The organism is Brevibacillus antibioticus, assembly GCF_005217615.1.
GTDB classification, from domain to species: Bacteria; Bacillota; Bacilli; order Brevibacillales; family Brevibacillaceae; genus Brevibacillus; species Brevibacillus antibioticus.
Window position 1 is genome coordinate 667,803 of the sequence record NZ_SZNK01000001.1, and the last position, 16,973, is coordinate 684,775.

The following is a 16,973-nucleotide window of genomic DNA, read 5'->3' on the forward strand; positions in this document are numbered from 1 at the left end:
TTTGTTATTCTGTATTCTTTACTTTAGAACGAGTTTGAATAAAGTGTATCTTTCCTTTTTGCTAGCATTGCTAATGCTTCGTCAAAGTTACCAAGAGGATCTTTACTAGAAACTAAATTGAACATAGTTTCTTTTGACAGAAAATATGTATCCCGAACAAAAGGACTAGATAAACAAGCGTATTTATCAATTAGAAAGTCCTTGTCTTTTAAGTGTTCAAAATGCTTTGTATAGTTTCTTTTAAATTCAATAATTATAGGTAACATGTATTCATAAAGGGAAGTAGCATATTGCTTGGTTTCATCGTACTTAGGAATATAGCCTTTGTGAATTACATCATTTCGAAAGGTTACCCATTTTTGAGCAATCTTGGGAGGAGTTTTTTTGTAGTGCAATAACCATATAAAGTAAAATGCACCGAGTTGCCTTTCAGATTGTACAGTAACCATTTTCCAAGTTTCATTCATAGTTGAATAATTAACTTTATGAACACTTAGCAAAACTCTAATACAAAATTCGTAAAATCGTTCAAGAGAAGATGCATAGCTGGACACCGCTTCCCGAGTGTAACCGTCTAATAGCGCAAGTGATCCGAGTTCAAATAATGTTTCAAATTGAGCTTCGTTTAAAATTTGTACAGTTTTATGCCCTTTTTCACAATCTATCTCGTATATTGCGGTATCCTGAATCTCTATAGGGTAAAGTTTTGAAACATCATGGCAAGGCAAACAATTCAGTAGAATTTTCAATGTAATACCTCCTTAATATTTCTATAGTGTTGTATATCGGTTAAATTAAGAAGTGCTATCTTTACGAAGAATTTCACACCCACTGTCCTCTAATTAGCTGACACTCGCGACTGTCCTCTAATCCGAGGACAGTCAAACTTTTTCCTTCATTAGAGCGAAGCCTAAAGAAAATATTAAAGAAATATACTCGCGACATGTCACTCGTATTTAAGAGTGGCATTTTTTTATTTCTCTGAAGAGATACGATCGCGAAACAGAGCATCGAGGTATGCGGTGAAGAGCTGCTTGTCCTGATCGGTGACCGTGTGCCCGTGGTAAGTGATGCTCACGTTTTCTATAACTTCGGTTAGCTCCATTGATCGGGGGTGTTTTGCTCCAACTTCGTATGCGGGATTGAACCGTATGTGAAATTCGTGCGCAATGTCCTGCAGCTCTTGAAGCACATCCCATTTGAACTGAGCATTATCGATATCATTTATCATATTTGCGAATTGGTCAGGTATATCGTCTCTAATTCCGTTTTTGTCGCTAATAGTCACTTCTTTATTTGATTTCACATTGTGATTTTTGAATAACGCTCCGATTCTTTCGCTAATTTCTCCTTCTATTCTTCCAAGAAACGGATGCTCGCGATCGCCGATTAACAAATGAATGAATGATCTAATATGTTCATCAAAAACTCTCGATGTTGCCGAAGGCGAGTTTGGGCTATTTTCGTTAACAACTCCGTGTTTCTTTGCTGTTTCCAGTACCTCCATATATAAATCACCCATGTCTGAAGCGTCTCCTTTTTCATACATCAAATCAATTAAAGCCTCTGGGGTATACTCAAAGTTCTCATCGACATAGTTTTCAATGGAATTAACTAGGTCTTGTTTTACTTCCTCAGTGAATTTTCCACTAGGGGCCATTTTTTTAATCAACTCTCTAAATTCTTCTGTAAATTCAATGCGAAAATCATAGTGAGACATCATTTGAACTCTTTTTTCGTCCGTCAACCCTTCAAAATGTCCACTTTTTTCAAACATTTCACCATATGAGGTAGAAGTTAAATACTTAGAAAGGATTCGAAGTGTCTCTATTGTTGCTTTTTGTGTCCCCGCTTCAATTCTTGCTATTGTGCCGTTGCTAACTCCACTTACTGAAGCTAGTTTACGTTGGCTTTTATAGCCGCTTCTTATTCTCTGCTCTTTAAAAAACTCCCCGAACGCTACTTGGTTCATCTATATGTCCTCCGTAGATTGTTTTTTATATTTTAGCACAAGTGTTTCGTTGCCGAAACAAAATTGAATTTATTCTGCATTGAAACTGTTGCGTTAACTACACACTCATGATATATTATGTGTAGTCGGGTACACAAAGGAGGGGTAACATGAAAATTCGGCTTAAGGATCAAGGCTACTTTGAAGAGCTGCTTATTCGCAAGGGCCATTCGAAGCGATCATTTGCGGAAGCAGCAAACATCGGGCAAGTAACGGCTCTACAGATTGCCAACGGCGACCGTAACCCTAGCCCGCGAATCGCAAAGCGGATTACGGAAGCTTTAGAAGTGGAGTTTGACGAGATTTTTGTAATTGAAAAGCCCGCATGCTCAAAGGCGTGACGAATAAGTGGAGTCTTCCACACATCGCTTCGTTCGGATTGTAGGGAACGGATGGAGGTCGGTATATGCGAATCAAATGCGGAACCTGGCAGCGCCTGTTACTTGGAACTAAGCTGCAACTATTGAAAGCAGTAGCTCGAGGAAAGCGAGGCTGAAAACCGATGATGTTCCTATCAGATCACATGAAAGAGACAGCCGACGTAATGGCTGGGTTTATAACAGGCAGGCTGTTCGTTGAAAGCGGAACAGTTGGCATCCAGCAAGCTAATGGAGAAGAAATCTACCTGGGTGAACGGGATCACATCGAGGTTCGTAACGGTGACGTTTATCAGCGCATCACAATAGTGGAAGCATTGACCGCTAAGACTACAGAAGGTTGGCCTTTGTATGCCGGACTATATGCGAGGGTGAGGTAAAGGGAGAAAGAAACGATGGTTGTCATAGAAGTTTCGGACAGCGTGACTAAATTAATCATTGGAGTCTATTTCAGCAGAGAACGGGCAGAGCAAGAAGTGGCGAAGTCAGATAAAAGCTGGTGGGTGGGCGGACCAGTGTACAAAGAGTTTAAAGGCGTGTCTTGCGATATCTAAAACGTTTGAACACATGCGAGGGTAGTAAAAGGCTGCATATTTACCCAGCTACCATCAGCTTACTAGTAAAACGTGTGTGAACCGTCATGAAATTCACGACAGAAAAGAGGTGGTCATTCTCTTGAAGACGAGAAAAGACATTCTCCGTCCGATCCGAAAGTTGGTTCGCTCTCAATGTGCATCATTCAGCCCTGATAGTAACGGCCATTCCAACTGCTGCTATTTAAGTTCGAACACTCAGCCTCAATGTGTTTTCTATCGAGATGATGAGCAGTATCCAGAACAAATAAAGGCAGGAAAGGTTCGATGCCAATATTTTGAGATGCATGTTCTGCCTGTTGATCCGGCACTGGAATTAGCGTATTGGGGAAAACATCCAGCTGGCGAACAAGGTCAGTCCATCGGAAGGTGTGCGACTTGCGGGAATTCTTTTACTAAACGCTCGAACAGACAAGAATTTTGCTTGAAATGTCGTGAACTGCAAACCCGAAAAGTTAACCGCGCACGACAACGCAAAAAATATTGGGAAGACAAGGGTAAAATCCTCACGATTTAGACCATTAAAAAGCCTGTAACGGCGCGGGTTTGCAAAGTCGGTTTATCGGTGGTGAGTATGTTTACACCTAAAACCTGATTTTTGACCTCTAAAGCGTGAGAAAACAACAAAAACAAGGGGGATAACCAATGCGTACTTCAACGCGCAGGAAAACAAATCGCTCTATTAGCCCAGCGGTGATTGTACATACAGCTCAGCCAATTGAACAGCGACCAGATCCAAACCAGCTCATTCAGCAGTTGGCCCAGCAGATGGCACAAGCATTATTCCAACAGCAGCATGTACAGCCTGTGCAAAATAGACGAAACACGCTCACGGTGAAAGAAGCCCTTGAGGAAGTCTTTGAAAACTCGATTTCAGAGTACAAGCTCTACGCAATGTTGAGGGCTGGGGAAATACCACATGTAAAGATTGGGGCCAAGTATCTGCTACGGCGAGAATCTTTGGAAGCGTGGATGAGGCAGCAGGAGCAGGGGGCTGGCTCATGATTCAAGACAATTGGGAGGGCGTTTGGAAATTGCAGCTAGATTCTCTCAACTTGGTATCACAGAAGAAAGAGAAATGACAGCGTATATTGCCCGAAACACTAAGGTGAGAGGCAATAAAAGACCGACATTGAGAGATTTACAAGCCCTACTCCTCAACATGGACTCGCAAATGGAAGCGAAACAGTTTAAAAAATTGCGGCAGGGACCGGACTATGACTATCAGAGGGTATGTATGTAATCCGCAGTGATCATGAAAGAGAGGTGGTGATGTGAGAGGTTGGATAAAGTTGCACCGTAGTATTATGGAAAGTTCGACATTTCAAAAACTTACAGCAATACAAAAGCTAATTGCTATTTACATTGTGTTGAATGCAAATCACAAAGACGGCGTCTGGATCGATTACTATCGAGGAGCTGAGGTTGAGGTTAAGCGCGGTCAATTAATAACATCTCGGCAAAAAATTATCGATGAGTGGTTCAACAATGACAAAGATGTAACCAACCAAAAAATACGTACTTGTTTAACGAAATTAGAGAAACTCGGATTTTTAACCATCCAATCAACCAACTGGTATACGCTCATAACCGTTGTTAATTACGACATTTATCAAGGTGGTGATGAAGAATATAACCGGCACTCTAACCAAGACATAACCAAGACTCAACCAACACATAACCAGCAGGATAACCATAAACAAGAAGTATTTAAGAATGATCAAGAATGTAAAAAGAAATCTTCTTCCTCTCGAAACAGGTCAAAGACCTATTCCGAGGACAGTGATTATTTCAAAATGGCTCAATACTTTTATGAAAAGGTAAAAGCAGTAGCAGAGGAAGAAGAGCTCCAACATTTGATCATTAAGGCTGATCATCAAAAGTGGGCAGACGAATTTCGGAAGCTTGTTGAGCTAGATAAGGTCCATGACAAGCATTTAATTCGAGATGTAATTGACTGGGTAACATCGGACCCGTTTTGGAAAGTGAATGTCCTTTCCGCCAAGAAGTTCCGGGATAAGTTCGGAGAGTTGGCCTTGAAAATGAGGTCAGCTACAAAACCAAAGCAACAACAAAAGCTCAAGGCAGACCCACGCGACAAGGAAATTGCTTTCCAGCGATGGGTGCAGGAGGGGAACAACCCCGAGAGCTTCAATTGGGGAGATTCTTAGAGGGGAGGATGTGATGTGAGGGTACGGGTAGAGAAAACTACTTTCAAAGCTGTTGAGGAACTGCTCAAGAATGCACAGTTTCTTAAATACATCAATCTTGTGGGCGTGAAGGAGGACAAGCAGTTAACTGATGGTATCGTCCAGCAGCGTAAACAGTTTGTTGAACGAATTGAAAAAGCAGTTGCGCTTCTTGCTCCAAAAGAAATTCGGTTGGTAACCGAGCGGTACCTTTCACAGGATGGGAACTATGTCAAAGATTATGAAGTGTATGAGGCTATGCAGATCAGCGAGTTCACGTACTACAAATATAAAAATAGAGCAATGGAAAAGCTGGCTGAGATTCTAGGCATTAGCTCGGAAGGTCCAGATTCTCATTGGTGCCCACTTTGCAATCGAGGTGTTACCAGTGAAAGGGGCTGATGCGTTACATAAGGGTGAACGAAAAGCAATACTTCAATCTGTTGAATCCCTTCTTGAGAAGTACAGGCTTTGCAAATACCTAATTCCAGAAGACGGCCAATCCATTAGATCAAATCATGATATCGAATCACTGGAAAAGCATCGTACATTCTGTAGAAAGATTGAACAGGCTGTCAGTCAGCTACCGGATCGTGAACAAATTTTGATCAAAGAAAGGTATTTAGGCATCAATACCGATTATATCACCGACTATCGAGTGTATCGCGATCATTTCGATCCACCGATCAGCGAGGGCACTTATACCAAGATCAGGTGGAGAGCTATGTACAGGTTGTCAGTCCTGCTAGGACTTACAGAGTACCAATAAAACTATGAAAAAGGATGATTGAACATGGAAAAAGCTAAATTGATAGATATGGTTACAGGGATCACTTGCGAAGGTGAAAATATCTCGTTTGATGATTTTCTGATTCAGATGTCAGGGAGCGGCGAGATTTATGACGGTTACATTGGCGAACTAATAAGTGTTGCAACTACTGGGGATGTAGAGTGGCACGAGGTCTGCGATTATTTTGTGCCGATTGTAAGGGAAGTCCTTCTAGAAGCCATTCAAGAGGACGACAAAGCTATTTTTATTGGGTTAGCAGAGTCTATCATATTTGCTTGGAACCGGCTGAAGGCGAAACAGAATGCGTTAAAGGAGGCAGATCGGGAGTTTATCTTCAACGAGGAAACACCAGATTTGGCACACGTTGTGGAAAATTTGTTTCACAACTTAAACGAGGGGTGGGAGATAAAAGAAACAGTCTTTTGCGCTGCTGGAAATACCCGTGTTGTGATTAGCAAGAAGGACAAGGAGGTATGGGCTCATGAATCACAGCAAGCGTGCAATATGGTTAGCCGTTAATTCTGGACATGGCGATCGCCTAGTAGAAATCACACAAGAACATACCAGACTTGCCCGAGAATTAATCATAGATCGCTATCGATTGTCGGAGGAGGAGGTGGAGATTTACAAGGCACGTATCGAACAGCTACGCCGGGAGCGCGAAAGCATACTGAAACTGTTTCAGGAGGGTGGGAACGAGGATGGACAACAGAAAAACAGTCTCCCTAAGTCAATTGATCACCGTTATGAAAGACCGGAGTATGGATGCAAGTAAGGTTGAGGCACTCTTAGAAGAAATAAAGGCGGAAAGAAATAATAACCCCACTACGGCGAATAGTGAGGTTATCAAAAACACTTACCCTGCTTGAAACTAGGACATGCCGTCCAAAGTAGATTTTATAACAGCATGGTCTAGGATTGCCATATAAATTCTCATTTCGGTTTCACCCAATTAAAACAAAAGGAGCGATACAGATGTTTGGAAATAAATCGTTACAGCAACATGTTGATGAGTTTTTGGAAAAAGTGAGAGAAAGGGAGGGAAAGATCCAATCAAAAATCGAGGAACTGGAATCTCAATTGGAGTCTCTTATGGATAAAGTAAACGAGCAGACTTCAGCAATGATTGAATTGGAAATTGCGGGTGATGATAGGGGGGCTGAAAAGATTCTAAAAAGTAATCGGCAGATGCAATTACAAATTGAAGAAATCAAGTATCGTATTCAAGAATATCAGGCCCAGTTTGCAAAAACTCAACAATATGAGAAGAGCTTGGAAAAAGTGAAGGCTGCTGCAATTCAAGCTAAAAAGGAGCGGTCTGAGAAAATGACCATGTACAAGAAACAAGAAGAGGAATTGGAACAGCAAATGGAGGAACTAAAGAAAACAAAAGAACAAGTCATTTTGGATTGGCGGGTAGCTCATCACAGCGATATTGAAGGAGGTTTGATTAACCTTGCGCCTTATATTGACAGGAGGGCAAGAAAAATATCATATCCTGAAAATAAGGAATTTATACGTAGCTGGCTAGATGGCGAGTCTATAGAAAAGTACTTCAGTAAACCGATGGAAAAGCAATAAACAGGGCCTAACATAACAATGAGCAACACCGAATCGACAATGAGATATGGGAGTGAAAAAATATGAACAGATGGATAGAAAATCAAAAGAGAGTCAAAGAGTTGGAAAGGCTTGGAGTTCCACTGAACCACATTGTCAAAGCTGCTATTAAAGAATTAAGAAATGCTGAATATATTGACGTAGATCGTGTTAGATGTGAGTACCACCTTACTGAAGGGGATGCACTTGCTGCAGAGATAGTAGCTTCTCTCAAAAGAAAGTGAGTAACTAGGTTGGAAACATGTTTACTGCCCCACACTTTTTGTTGGTAACAACAAGGTAAACAATTCTTATTTACAGGAGGCTTAATGGCCGGAATTCAATCAGAGGGCTAAAAGAATGGGTATTGTTTTTGACGCGGCATACTTTTCCCCCTCAATGTATGGCTACAAATGCCCGTGCTCGGCTTTTATGAATGGTTAGAAAAAAGTTTGAAACATAATTCAGCCGCCTACGGGCGGTTTTTTGTTGGAGACGTAGTCTAGGGACGAATTGCACCTTGCAACGAACTTCAATGGTCGCCAGTAAGCAGGATGATTGACCTCGCTTTAATAATTCTACAACAAGAGATTTGAAGGATTTTCCACTTTTTTGACGAAACAGGGAAGTAGTCAAAAGGGAGGTGATTTTAATGTCTCACGATGCTTCTTTAGAATTAGAAATGGCAGTTCGTAGAGCCTTTGGTCGGGATGCAGGTCGAGGTACGCTATTAGTTGCGAACGCTGATTACATCGATATGGGCTTTGGTTTCGCTGCTCTTACTGGGGCAATTGCTCCATTCTATGTATACGCATCACCGGAAGAACAGGCTGATATCAGTGAGTTTCTCCAGCGTTACACAGAACTTAATGGTGGTAGGTCTAAAGATCATGCTGATTTGATTAGACAAGCTGCGAAGGATCTGGATAAGCTGATTCAAAAACTCAAGAAATAATGACTAATCTACAAGGTTGTTTTCTTTTCTCAATAAGGCCATGATAAGATTGTACAGCCTCATGTATGCATCAAAATGGGAATGCGAGGTATAGCTATGAAAATTGAGTTAGAATTTTTAGATCTATCCAAAACTAGGTTGCACATTGAAGATATGCACTATACCACCGCAGTACCAATTCCGAACATCGGTGAAAAAGTCGTAGTAGAAGGGCATATTTACGTTGTGAAGCAACGAGATTTTTTGTATCTTAGTGGCGGAGATACTGTAGTATCCTTCTGGTGCGAAGACCCTAGAGATAAGAAATAGCGAAACGGCACCCACGCGGTGCTTTTTCTTTTTACTCCATTCCTGGTTGCTGCTGGACTGCCATTCGCGGCAGCTCATACCCCAACACTCCCGGGCAACCCGACCACAGCGGTTAAAGGCTTGGATCGTGGCATCTGCCTCATGCCGAAGTAAGGGAGGAAAAGATTTTGTGGTGCTGGAAACTATTTCTATTGTTTAATCGTATTAGAGAAAAAAGATTATATAAGGAGGGTTATTTTGATTACCTTAAATATGATGGTAGAAGGATTTTCTCCAGTAATTCAGTTTCTGGCTGTCTTGTTTTTGTGGGTAGTTCTTCCAGGAGCTTTCGTGTATAAGCTCTTGGACCGAATGAAGTATTCCTACCAAATTGGGGCATTCATCGGATTAACAGCTCTAATCAAAGTTGGACCATGGTCATAGGGCACCTTGATATAGGTGCTTTTTCTTTTGTCTAAAACAAGAGTATACGTTCGGGTTCTCGGTAAGTTCCCGCTCTATTTCCCGAGAAAAAGGGGTAACAGCCAAAACCTTGTTGTACCAAGGCTTTATCCTCTATCATTTTTCAGAGGGGTAACAGCAAAGTAACAGCAAACGGATATAAACAATAATGATAAGAATGATAATAATAAAAGATATACTCGCGACATGTCACTCGTATTTAGAGTGGTTATATAATTTAAAAGAGCAGATCGGAAATGCTGATGTTTCGAGAAAATAATGTTTTAGACTAGAAAATAAAGTACTAGACTCGCAGGTTCATTATGCTAACGGGCAGTTTAACGCAGCAACTTGGAAACTTTCTCCTAAGAATTGCGTATATAAATCAAGGCAGAAAGAGTGTGGAATGAAAAATGAAATATCTTTGTTCAGTTTTAGTGTTAGTTGGTGCAGTGGTACCAATTGGGTGAACACTGGGAGGTTAATGGGATGAGAATGCCGAGCGACAGTGAGCTGACGTTTCTATTCGAAGGAGACGAGCGACAGCTTCAACAATTTATTGAAAATCATCGTGAAACATTAGAGCGCCATCGATTTGTGCTGGCGGACGAGCTTGCGATCGAGAAGCAAATTCCGATTGTGTTCGCTTACGTATACAGCATCATCGTAGATTGGGGAGAATTTGACGAGGAGATCGTTCGATTGTTCGGTGAACGGCTTCCGGATGAATCGGTGGAGGTGACGACTACGGACAAAGGATTGGACGTTACCTACAATGGACAACTGCATTCGATTGAGCTCACGTTTTCTGGAAAAGATCGCTATATCACAATTCGCGGGTTCCAGGAATTGATCAGGGACAAATACGAAATTCGTCTGTTTGAAGCCTCGTATCTTTCCGATACCCACGAGTTTTTGATATTACCGAAGCGGCAGTGGGAGGAACTGGATGCCCGGTATCCGGCGCGGAAGAGGGAGATGTTCCGCGTCATCGATGGCGATCTGGACTTTCCGTAACCTCAGGACATTATACGAAGGTGTGGCGGGGGCTTCAGTACGGCGGGTACGATAGCTCAATAAACCTGCCAGTCTAACACTTTATATTCTTTGCACAGCTGAAGTGATTGGAGGTAGAGCTGATGGTTCAAGTAAATGATCCAGTAGAACCGTATTTGAGCGGAAAAGGTAGTCATATGAAAAGCGGACTGATCGGACGTATTGTGTCAGTTGAAGAGGATAGTTGGTTGGTACATCTCTTTGTAAAGGACAATATGACTGAGAAGTTCTGATAGATAAGCAAGAGTGGTATCCGACACAGGACGTTGTACATCGTCGAGAGTTCAAAGATGTATAGTGGGATCACAACGGAATATATAAACATGAAGCCGCTCAGTAGTAGTGGCTTTTTTATTTGTAAGAAAGGAGCCAAGGAGAGATGGTATCGAAGTTAAAGCACATGCTGATGTTATGCTGCATTGTGTTACTAATCTATGGATGCGGTACAAGTAGAGAGTTTCTAGTAGTGAAGTACAATGGGCAAGGCAAGGTCATCGCCAGCCGTGATGTCAAAGGTAATCAACCAGTTAAGGATGAGGATGGAGTCTCTTTCTTCATGATGCAAGATGGACAGCAGCTATTCATACAGGTCAGTGGCAATGTTGATGTGATTGAAGTAACTGGCGATGTACAAGCCGCTCTGGAGAGGTTGGGAATCAAAGATGGTTAACTTACCTTGGATGATAGTGAAAACGTCGTGAGCAGGCTTTGAACCCCTGTAGACCTATCGCAAATATTTTACGGGTCCTTCTGGAAGCCGGGAAGAGTGCGGGTGAAGCGAGCCCCGAAATCTCGCTAGATTTATTTTTGAAAAATTACTTTCGCTTTTGCTTAATCCGATCCAAGAGATGACATTTTCAAATTTTGGCTTCATCTGATGACCCGAAAATTGGTATCCCTACTATACGAGGTTAAAACGAAAGTGAGGTGATGAAAATGGCGAAACCAAAGGCGAAGACTGATCGGCTACAAGACAGGGAAATTTCTACGTCAGAATTGGCTGTTATAGTGGCCAAATCCCCGCAATGGATTCGCCAATTGACGAGGGAAATACGAATAAGTAGGAAAAAGTGACTCGAGTCAATTGCAGAGTCTATAAGTTGTTTCAAATTTATTTGCACGTACTGCTTTGTTCACATAATATATAAGAACAGATGTTCTTTCCAGTGACGTACAACGTTGTTTTAGATCTGAAATCGCGCCAAATCTCCAATAGATGAATACATACGTTCGATTATCTAAGGCAATCAGTGCTAAGTATCATATTTGATCCTACGGCTGCTTGAGATTTTAGGTGAGTGGTCGGCTATACTCAGATAAACATTTATCAAATAAGGAATTATATACTAGGAATTTCAAAATATCGACAGGATAACCCATTGTAGTGTCGAAACGATACTAGGTATAAAGCATTATGCTGTTTTTCACGTTTGTTATACGATGGGAGATGATTCCACTGAAGAGAATAGTGTTTATACCTGGAATTATGGGTTCTTCATTATTTGAAGGTAATATCGAGCGCTGGTTTAGAGTTAAAAATAAACACTTAGAGCGCTTGGTTATGGTAAAAGGTAAATCTAAAAATCCTATAACTCCTGGTTTGCCTATAGAATACGGTGTGAACATGGTTGGGACGTTGTTTAGCAAAAATATTATTTATGCTCCAATTATTGATATGTTGAAAAATTTAGAAGGAAGTACTGTTAGCGCACACTTATTTGGGTATGATTGGAGATTAAATCTCTGGGATGTATGTCCAGAGCTACATGATTTTATTTCCCTATTTGACCCAAATGACGAAATAATTATTATTGCTCATAGTATGGGGGGATTGTTAACGCACACTTATTGTCAATGGGCAAGTGGAAGAGGAGTACTTCCAAGAATCAAGCAGGTTATAACTCTTGGAACACCCTGGAAAGGGTCACCTGACGCGTTTTCTTGCTTGATGTATGGAATGGATGAAGGTTTCTTTTTCCCTGATAAGGAAGTGATAAGAGACATCGGAAGAACTTTCCCGTCCTTGTACCAATTGTTACCTTCAAGAGATTATTGCTTAAATGGTTCTTTTGTAAGTGTTGGTGGACGCGAATTAACATGGAAAGATTATATGGATTATATAAAAACTCTACAGGGATGCGATGTATTTGATTTTGATCTCATAAACTTAAATTTGCACAATTCTCTAAAGAAACCGTGGCCGATTGGTGTCGAACATCATAATATCATTGGATATAATCATGGTTCTGTAGGGACACTTACAATTATTGGGCCTGGAGAAGATCTTATGACTCCAACGGATGGAGATGGCACAGTTCCAATCCTTGCCGCTAAGCCATATAATGAAGATACTAGTAACATTGTCTATGCCCACGCCAGCCATCAGGGACTAACTCATCATAGAGCGGTTTTAGAATGGATTCAGAAGTTAATTGGAACAGGAAAAGCTTCTCATGTTGATGGTATATTAGGGCGATATACCCCTAGAGAGGATTGGGTGGTGCAAAGGATTGCGTGCCCAGTAGAAGTTTTTGTTGAGGGAGAGGAAGAAACATTAAATAGTTCTTCTCAAGAAATTACTCGACATACCATAGGAGAAGTAACATATTTAATTCACAATGATCCGCATCCTAAGGATATAAAGGTATTGGTCGAACCATTCGATACCGGAAGAACTGAAATTGAAACATTACAATTTATCCAAAGTAAAGTGGAGTTAGTAAATAAGTTTCCTTCTATCAAGGCTGATCCGACACAATCAACGTTAGTTGAGTTGACATTTAATGACAAACATCCTGTTACAAGTGTAAAAGTTATTGATCAAATGCACAAATCGCATGTAATTCAAGGCATAGATGTTGTTCCAGATGGAACAAAAGCATTGCCAGAAACGTCAATGAGAATTGAGGCAATTGGTAAACACCATCAAGCCCACTATGACGAGAGAGGAGTAGTACTCTCTTTCAAGAACAAAAGTAAAAATGAAAAGGCTCCGAAAATCTTAGAAACGTTGATTAAAGTGAATGACAGTGAATTAATTAGCCACATTAATCAATCAACGGTACTAAGTATAGAGAATGGTTTTCTACAGTATGGGAGAAATGTTATTGAGTATTACTCAAAAGACATTTTCAATAATATTGAAAAACCAAAGAAAAGATACATCTTTGTGGAGCCAATGACCCAAGAGTTTATTACTACTTTAGAGCTTCATCCGGATTATGGAATAAAGCTCAGCTTATCTTCAAAGTATGTCGGTATTAAGTATGATTTTGAGTACCACTTTAGTAATGAAGATGAAATTTTTACGTATAGAGGTCCGATAAAGGTCCCTAGTGGTTGCAAACAAGTTTTTATTAGAGCAAAAAATGATTTTGTTAATGATAGCGCATGGTCATCTGTAGACTTGGAGCTAAACGAATTGATGGAAGCGGTCTGGGATGAAGCGGGTTATAACGAAGGTATCGCAGGAATATTATCAAGGTTACCTCAACCTGAGAGTAATGCGCTAAAAGTACTAATTGGAAAAGTTGAAAAAGGAAAAAATGACGAAATTCCAAAGTTAGGTAAAGCAGTTGAAGTTCATTATCCCAAAGTCACTTATATAATCACACTAATGCCTAATCTTGAAGTATATTTGGATTATCATACACAAATCATACGAAGAGACCAAGATTCAACAACTTTGAGTTTTATTATTTACGATAGTGATGATAACGTGGTGAAGGATTTAAAACCTTCTGTCAAATATACTCTTCTCCCAGCAATAAACCCTCTAAACGAGGTTTTCTATCCTGCCGTTACTAGCAATAAAAAGGGCGTTTATTCTTTTACAGTTCCAATTAAAGATATTTCTAATGAAGTGAATAAAATCAAATTCGATTTTAGAGATGTACATTATAGAAAAAAACCCCTTAAATCACACGTATTTAGATTACAGTAGAAAGGTGGACCGCTGATGCAAATGACGTTTTTGATACTATATGCTATTGGCGGTCTTGCCTTTTTGGGCTCCATGCTTGTTGCAACACATTCCAATAAAGGTGTATGGTTAAATCGACACTTTGGAATGCCATTGTTAAAAAGGAAAGTGGAATTAATTATATTCGGCGAAGTAACGTGGTTTTTGCTTTGGTTGATAGGAGCTTTAATTAGTAAGTCGCAACTCGTGCTGTTACTTGGAGTGCTTCCCATTGTTATTGGCTTGAGTACGTTAATTTCATATTTGTACTTTATTGTTAAAAAGAAAATTGGCGAAAAAAATAATTTCGATATCGCGAATAAAATTGTAATACCTGTTGTAAAAAAGTGGGCGGAAATTTTACCTGATGGAACTGTTATAGAAAATGTTTACTGCTACGTAAAATCCCACAATAATCAATTAGATGGAAGAATTACGATCGAGATAAATTATACTCTGGATCAGCAAATTGGGTGGGATCAATATGTGAAGATTCTTCAGAAGGAGTTAAGACAACCAGTACTGATTGAAGTAAGGTCTGGAGGAAAACGATTATATCCCAATTGGGGTTAGGGCTATCCGAAAAGTGGTATTTCAGCCCACTAACTAAAAAAAGCAAAACCCAAGAATGCCGTTAAATCAACATTCTTGGGTTTTTAATTTCGATGCAATTTACTCGAAAATGGACTTTTTAGACAGCCCCTTTATTTGCAAGTAGTTAGAATATAATTCAGCCAAAAGTATTCAGAGGGGAACTGCATGAGAAGGTAACTGTAAATAGCCATAGACCAGATTCAATACATCGAAATCATCTATCTTGGCAGCAATATCCAGACAACGAAGGGCACCTTGCATCCTCTTGTGACTGCAGGCGACCGGCTAAAAGCGTACTGACTTACAAGGCGGGTTCCGCGTGTCTTATATTCGACAACATACTTTCTATGCATCCAGTGGTGATCCGCCATGCTGTTTGATATCATATTCAAATTTTTGCGGGGGAGCGGGAACTATTCCGCCGGACACAGTAGGATGCCAACCGTTGACGAGTTATGCATTAAAACGGGGCGCAGTCGCGGTGCCATCATAGTTGTGCTTGAAGTTCTGAACCGTGAAGAATACCATCGAGTGGGATCGCATGCAACCTGATCAAATCGTCATACTGGAAGCATGGGAAAGGGATTGTGTGAGATTGCCTCAATGATAGAAAATCCGTTTTCTATTAAATTTGTACTGCTTGAGCCACGAGCTTTGTACCTACAGATGAAAGAGGACGAAAAGTTGGTAAGCAGGTCTGAATTGGAACACGATTTTTTTCAGTACATCTTTCGTAACTCAGCACAGGAGGACTTGCTGTGATAGTGACCTGATAGCAGCCGGTAAAAGCACGCAGCATGTGGGGAACGGCATGGACAGAATAAATAGCTAAAAATAATTGGGAAAAAATGATAAATGCAACATGGAAAAGTTAAAAACATTGGTCATTTACTGCTATGCTTTTTGCGAGTAAAATGAAGGTGGGTGCAGGCAAAAGGGAGAATGATTCGTGAAGAAAACCTGCTTAGCGATCATACTATCTGTATCCATCACGTGGTTATGGCCATGGGTTGTTTTTATCGTCACAAATGAATTTGTATTACTGAACTTAGCTGTAGTGGTTATTTACTTTATTTTTTTAGTATAAGAAGGATAAAGTAACCGGGGAGCACCTTTTCAATTAACTAAAAACAATATCTGCCGAGCACCCTTTAAGGGGGTTCCCTAGGCGGATATTATATAAAAATATGTAGTAATACAATAGGCGAACCCGTCTCCGCATTAAGCAGAGGCGGTTTTTTCGCTTTCTTTGGCTGCCATTCTTGCTTGGGCACGGGCCTTGCTTTGTGTGCAGCTTCTTCATCAGCAGCGGCCTGTGCTTCTTCCGATTTCGCAGTGTACCAAACGTTATCCAGCGCAGCAAAATGTGCGCCCTTTGATTGGATGTTGTCTCGTACTTCCTTCCAAGGTCGACCGTAGCGTTCAGCGCTTTTCAGCCAAAAGTAAGTTCTGTCTTTGACCACCTGCACAGCTCATACCCGATACCTGGGCAACCGTGACCACAGCGGCTAAAGATTTGATTCTGGGGTTGTCACACGCCGAAGTAAGTGGGGTAAAAAAACAAGCACCCGTTAGGTGCTGAAATAACTAAGGAACTAAATTGTGTAATATCATCTGTAATCAAGAAATTATCGCCAGATTGTATTACACTTTGACCTTCTTTAGCTAGTTTGTAAGCAACTTCTTTTAAGGTCAATCCATTTGGAAGAATAATTTCAATGAAACCGTTATATTTCATGTTGACATCTAAGGATGCAGGATTGTTGCTTACTGAGTGACCAGCTGCACGTCGCAAAAGTTCTGTTACCTGACAACCAAGGTCTTTTAAGAGAACATCATGGATTTCGTTCACGAGTTGTTCTGGGGGATGAATTGTTATTCTACCATTGGATGAAGGGAATAATCTGATACTTATTTCCAGCGCGGGGGTGTAGGGAACAGGGACCACATTTGAGTAAGTATGCCATTCAGCTCCTCCATCCCTGCTTCGTCTGCCTCTTATTCGAATACTCCAATCCTGCCCCGGTAAAGTCTTTATAACATAGTACAATTATGGAAACCTCCATGAGTAAGAGGATAGAAGATCTAACGAACGGAT

At 40.7% G+C, this 16,973-nt stretch carries 24 protein-coding genes; 20 read left to right on the forward strand and 4 right to left on the reverse strand.

Going from position 1 to position 16,973, the window contains the following annotated elements; translation table 11 throughout:
* Positions 1-23: 23 nt before the first annotated feature.
* Both E8L90_RS03200 and E8L90_RS03205 read right to left on the reverse strand, forming a co-directional pair.
* On the reverse strand, positions 24-749 hold the full coding sequence (locus E8L90_RS03200; protein WP_137027963.1) for a hypothetical protein: 726 nt from the start codon (positions 747-749) through the stop codon (positions 24-26).
* A 224-nt stretch (positions 750-973) separates the two neighbouring features.
* Positions 974-1,972, reverse strand: a complete 999-nt coding sequence (locus E8L90_RS03205; RefSeq protein WP_137027964.1) for a helix-turn-helix domain-containing protein — start codon at positions 1,970-1,972, stop codon at positions 974-976.
* A gap of 149 nt (positions 1,973-2,121) precedes the next feature.
* Between E8L90_RS03205 and E8L90_RS03210 the strand changes: the two genes are divergently transcribed.
* From E8L90_RS03210 to E8L90_RS03295, 20 genes are all read left to right on the forward strand, one after another.
* Positions 2,122-2,352, forward strand: a complete 231-nt coding sequence (locus E8L90_RS03210) for a helix-turn-helix domain-containing protein (RefSeq protein ID WP_137027965.1) — start codon at positions 2,122-2,124, stop codon at positions 2,350-2,352.
* A gap of 161 nt (positions 2,353-2,513) precedes the next feature.
* Positions 2,514-2,768, forward strand: coding sequence for a hypothetical protein (locus E8L90_RS03215; RefSeq protein ID WP_162309029.1), 255 nt, complete (start codon positions 2,514-2,516; stop codon positions 2,766-2,768).
* Positions 2,769-2,783: 15 nt separating this feature from the next.
* Positions 2,784-2,942: a hypothetical protein gene (locus E8L90_RS29840; RefSeq protein ID WP_162309030.1), complete on the forward strand. Its 159-nt coding sequence runs from the start codon at positions 2,784-2,786 to the stop codon at positions 2,940-2,942.
* Between the two features lie 121 nt (positions 2,943-3,063).
* Positions 3,064-3,498, forward strand: a complete 435-nt coding sequence (locus tag E8L90_RS03220) for a hypothetical protein (RefSeq protein ID WP_162309031.1) — start codon at positions 3,064-3,066, stop codon at positions 3,496-3,498.
* A gap of 128 nt (positions 3,499-3,626) precedes the next feature.
* Positions 3,627-3,986 (forward strand): helix-turn-helix domain-containing protein, encoded by a 360-nt coding sequence (locus E8L90_RS03225; protein WP_137027968.1) that lies wholly within the window; start codon positions 3,627-3,629, stop codon positions 3,984-3,986.
* Between the two features lie 269 nt (positions 3,987-4,255).
* Positions 4,256-5,152, forward strand: coding sequence for a hypothetical protein (locus E8L90_RS30575; RefSeq protein ID WP_244297141.1), 897 nt, complete (start codon positions 4,256-4,258; stop codon positions 5,150-5,152).
* A 15-nt stretch (positions 5,153-5,167) separates the two neighbouring features.
* On the forward strand, positions 5,168-5,572 hold the full coding sequence (locus tag E8L90_RS03235; protein WP_137027969.1) for an ArpU family phage packaging/lysis transcriptional regulator: 405 nt from the start codon (positions 5,168-5,170) through the stop codon (positions 5,570-5,572).
* Positions 5,559-5,939 carry an ArpU family phage packaging/lysis transcriptional regulator gene (locus tag E8L90_RS03240; protein WP_137027970.1) on the forward strand — a complete coding sequence of 127 codons (381 nt, stop codon included), beginning with the start codon at positions 5,559-5,561 and terminating at the stop codon, positions 5,937-5,939. Before E8L90_RS03235 ends, E8L90_RS03240 begins: the two co-directional genes overlap by 14 nt.
* 24 nt (positions 5,940-5,963) lie before the next feature.
* Positions 5,964-6,479 carry a hypothetical protein gene (locus E8L90_RS03245; RefSeq protein ID WP_137027971.1) on the forward strand — a complete coding sequence of 172 codons (516 nt, stop codon included), beginning with the start codon at positions 5,964-5,966 and terminating at the stop codon, positions 6,477-6,479.
* On the forward strand, positions 6,442-6,735 hold the full coding sequence (locus tag E8L90_RS03250; protein ID WP_137027972.1) for a hypothetical protein: 294 nt from the start codon (positions 6,442-6,444) through the stop codon (positions 6,733-6,735). Before E8L90_RS03245 ends, E8L90_RS03250 begins: the two co-directional genes overlap by 38 nt.
* 200 nt (positions 6,736-6,935) lie before the next feature.
* Positions 6,936-7,541: a hypothetical protein gene (locus tag E8L90_RS03255; protein WP_137027973.1), complete on the forward strand. Its 606-nt coding sequence runs from the start codon at positions 6,936-6,938 to the stop codon at positions 7,539-7,541.
* A 62-nt stretch (positions 7,542-7,603) separates the two neighbouring features.
* Complete coding sequence (locus E8L90_RS03260; protein WP_137027974.1) at positions 7,604-7,804, forward strand: hypothetical protein; 201 nt, start codon at positions 7,604-7,606, stop codon at positions 7,802-7,804.
* 407 nt (positions 7,805-8,211) lie between these two features.
* Complete coding sequence (locus tag E8L90_RS03265) at positions 8,212-8,514, forward strand: hypothetical protein (protein ID WP_137027975.1); 303 nt, start codon at positions 8,212-8,214, stop codon at positions 8,512-8,514.
* A gap of 96 nt (positions 8,515-8,610) precedes the next feature.
* A complete protein-coding gene (locus E8L90_RS03270; protein WP_137027976.1) occupies positions 8,611-8,823 on the forward strand; it encodes a hypothetical protein in 213 nt (70 codons plus the stop codon).
* A 237-nt stretch (positions 8,824-9,060) separates the two neighbouring features.
* Complete coding sequence (locus E8L90_RS03275) at positions 9,061-9,246, forward strand: hypothetical protein (protein WP_137027977.1); 186 nt, start codon at positions 9,061-9,063, stop codon at positions 9,244-9,246.
* Positions 9,247-9,753: 507 nt separating this feature from the next.
* Positions 9,754-10,281, forward strand: coding sequence for a hypothetical protein (locus E8L90_RS03280; protein WP_137027978.1), 528 nt, complete (start codon positions 9,754-9,756; stop codon positions 10,279-10,281).
* A 122-nt stretch (positions 10,282-10,403) separates the two neighbouring features.
* Positions 10,404-10,553, forward strand: a complete 150-nt coding sequence (locus E8L90_RS29845) for a hypothetical protein (protein WP_162309032.1) — start codon at positions 10,404-10,406, stop codon at positions 10,551-10,553.
* Positions 10,554-10,699: 146 nt separating this feature from the next.
* A complete protein-coding gene (locus E8L90_RS03285) occupies positions 10,700-10,990 on the forward strand; it encodes a hypothetical protein (RefSeq protein ID WP_137027979.1) in 291 nt (96 codons plus the stop codon).
* A gap of 777 nt (positions 10,991-11,767) precedes the next feature.
* Complete coding sequence (locus E8L90_RS03290) at positions 11,768-14,263, forward strand: lipase/acyltransferase domain-containing protein (protein ID WP_162309033.1); 2,496 nt, start codon at positions 11,768-11,770, stop codon at positions 14,261-14,263.
* Between the two features lie 15 nt (positions 14,264-14,278).
* Positions 14,279-14,854: a hypothetical protein gene (locus tag E8L90_RS03295; protein WP_137027981.1), complete on the forward strand. Its 576-nt coding sequence runs from the start codon at positions 14,279-14,281 to the stop codon at positions 14,852-14,854.
* A 1,196-nt stretch (positions 14,855-16,050) separates the two neighbouring features.
* On the opposite strand, the gene E8L90_RS03305 is transcribed toward E8L90_RS03295, so the two are convergent.
* On the reverse strand, positions 16,051-16,338 hold the full coding sequence (locus E8L90_RS03305) for a hypothetical protein (RefSeq protein ID WP_137027982.1): 288 nt from the start codon (positions 16,336-16,338) through the stop codon (positions 16,051-16,053).
* Between the two features lie 68 nt (positions 16,339-16,406).
* Positions 16,407-16,925, reverse strand: a complete 519-nt coding sequence (locus E8L90_RS03310; RefSeq protein ID WP_137027983.1) for a hypothetical protein — start codon at positions 16,923-16,925, stop codon at positions 16,407-16,409.
* Positions 16,926-16,973: the final 48 nt, after the last annotated feature.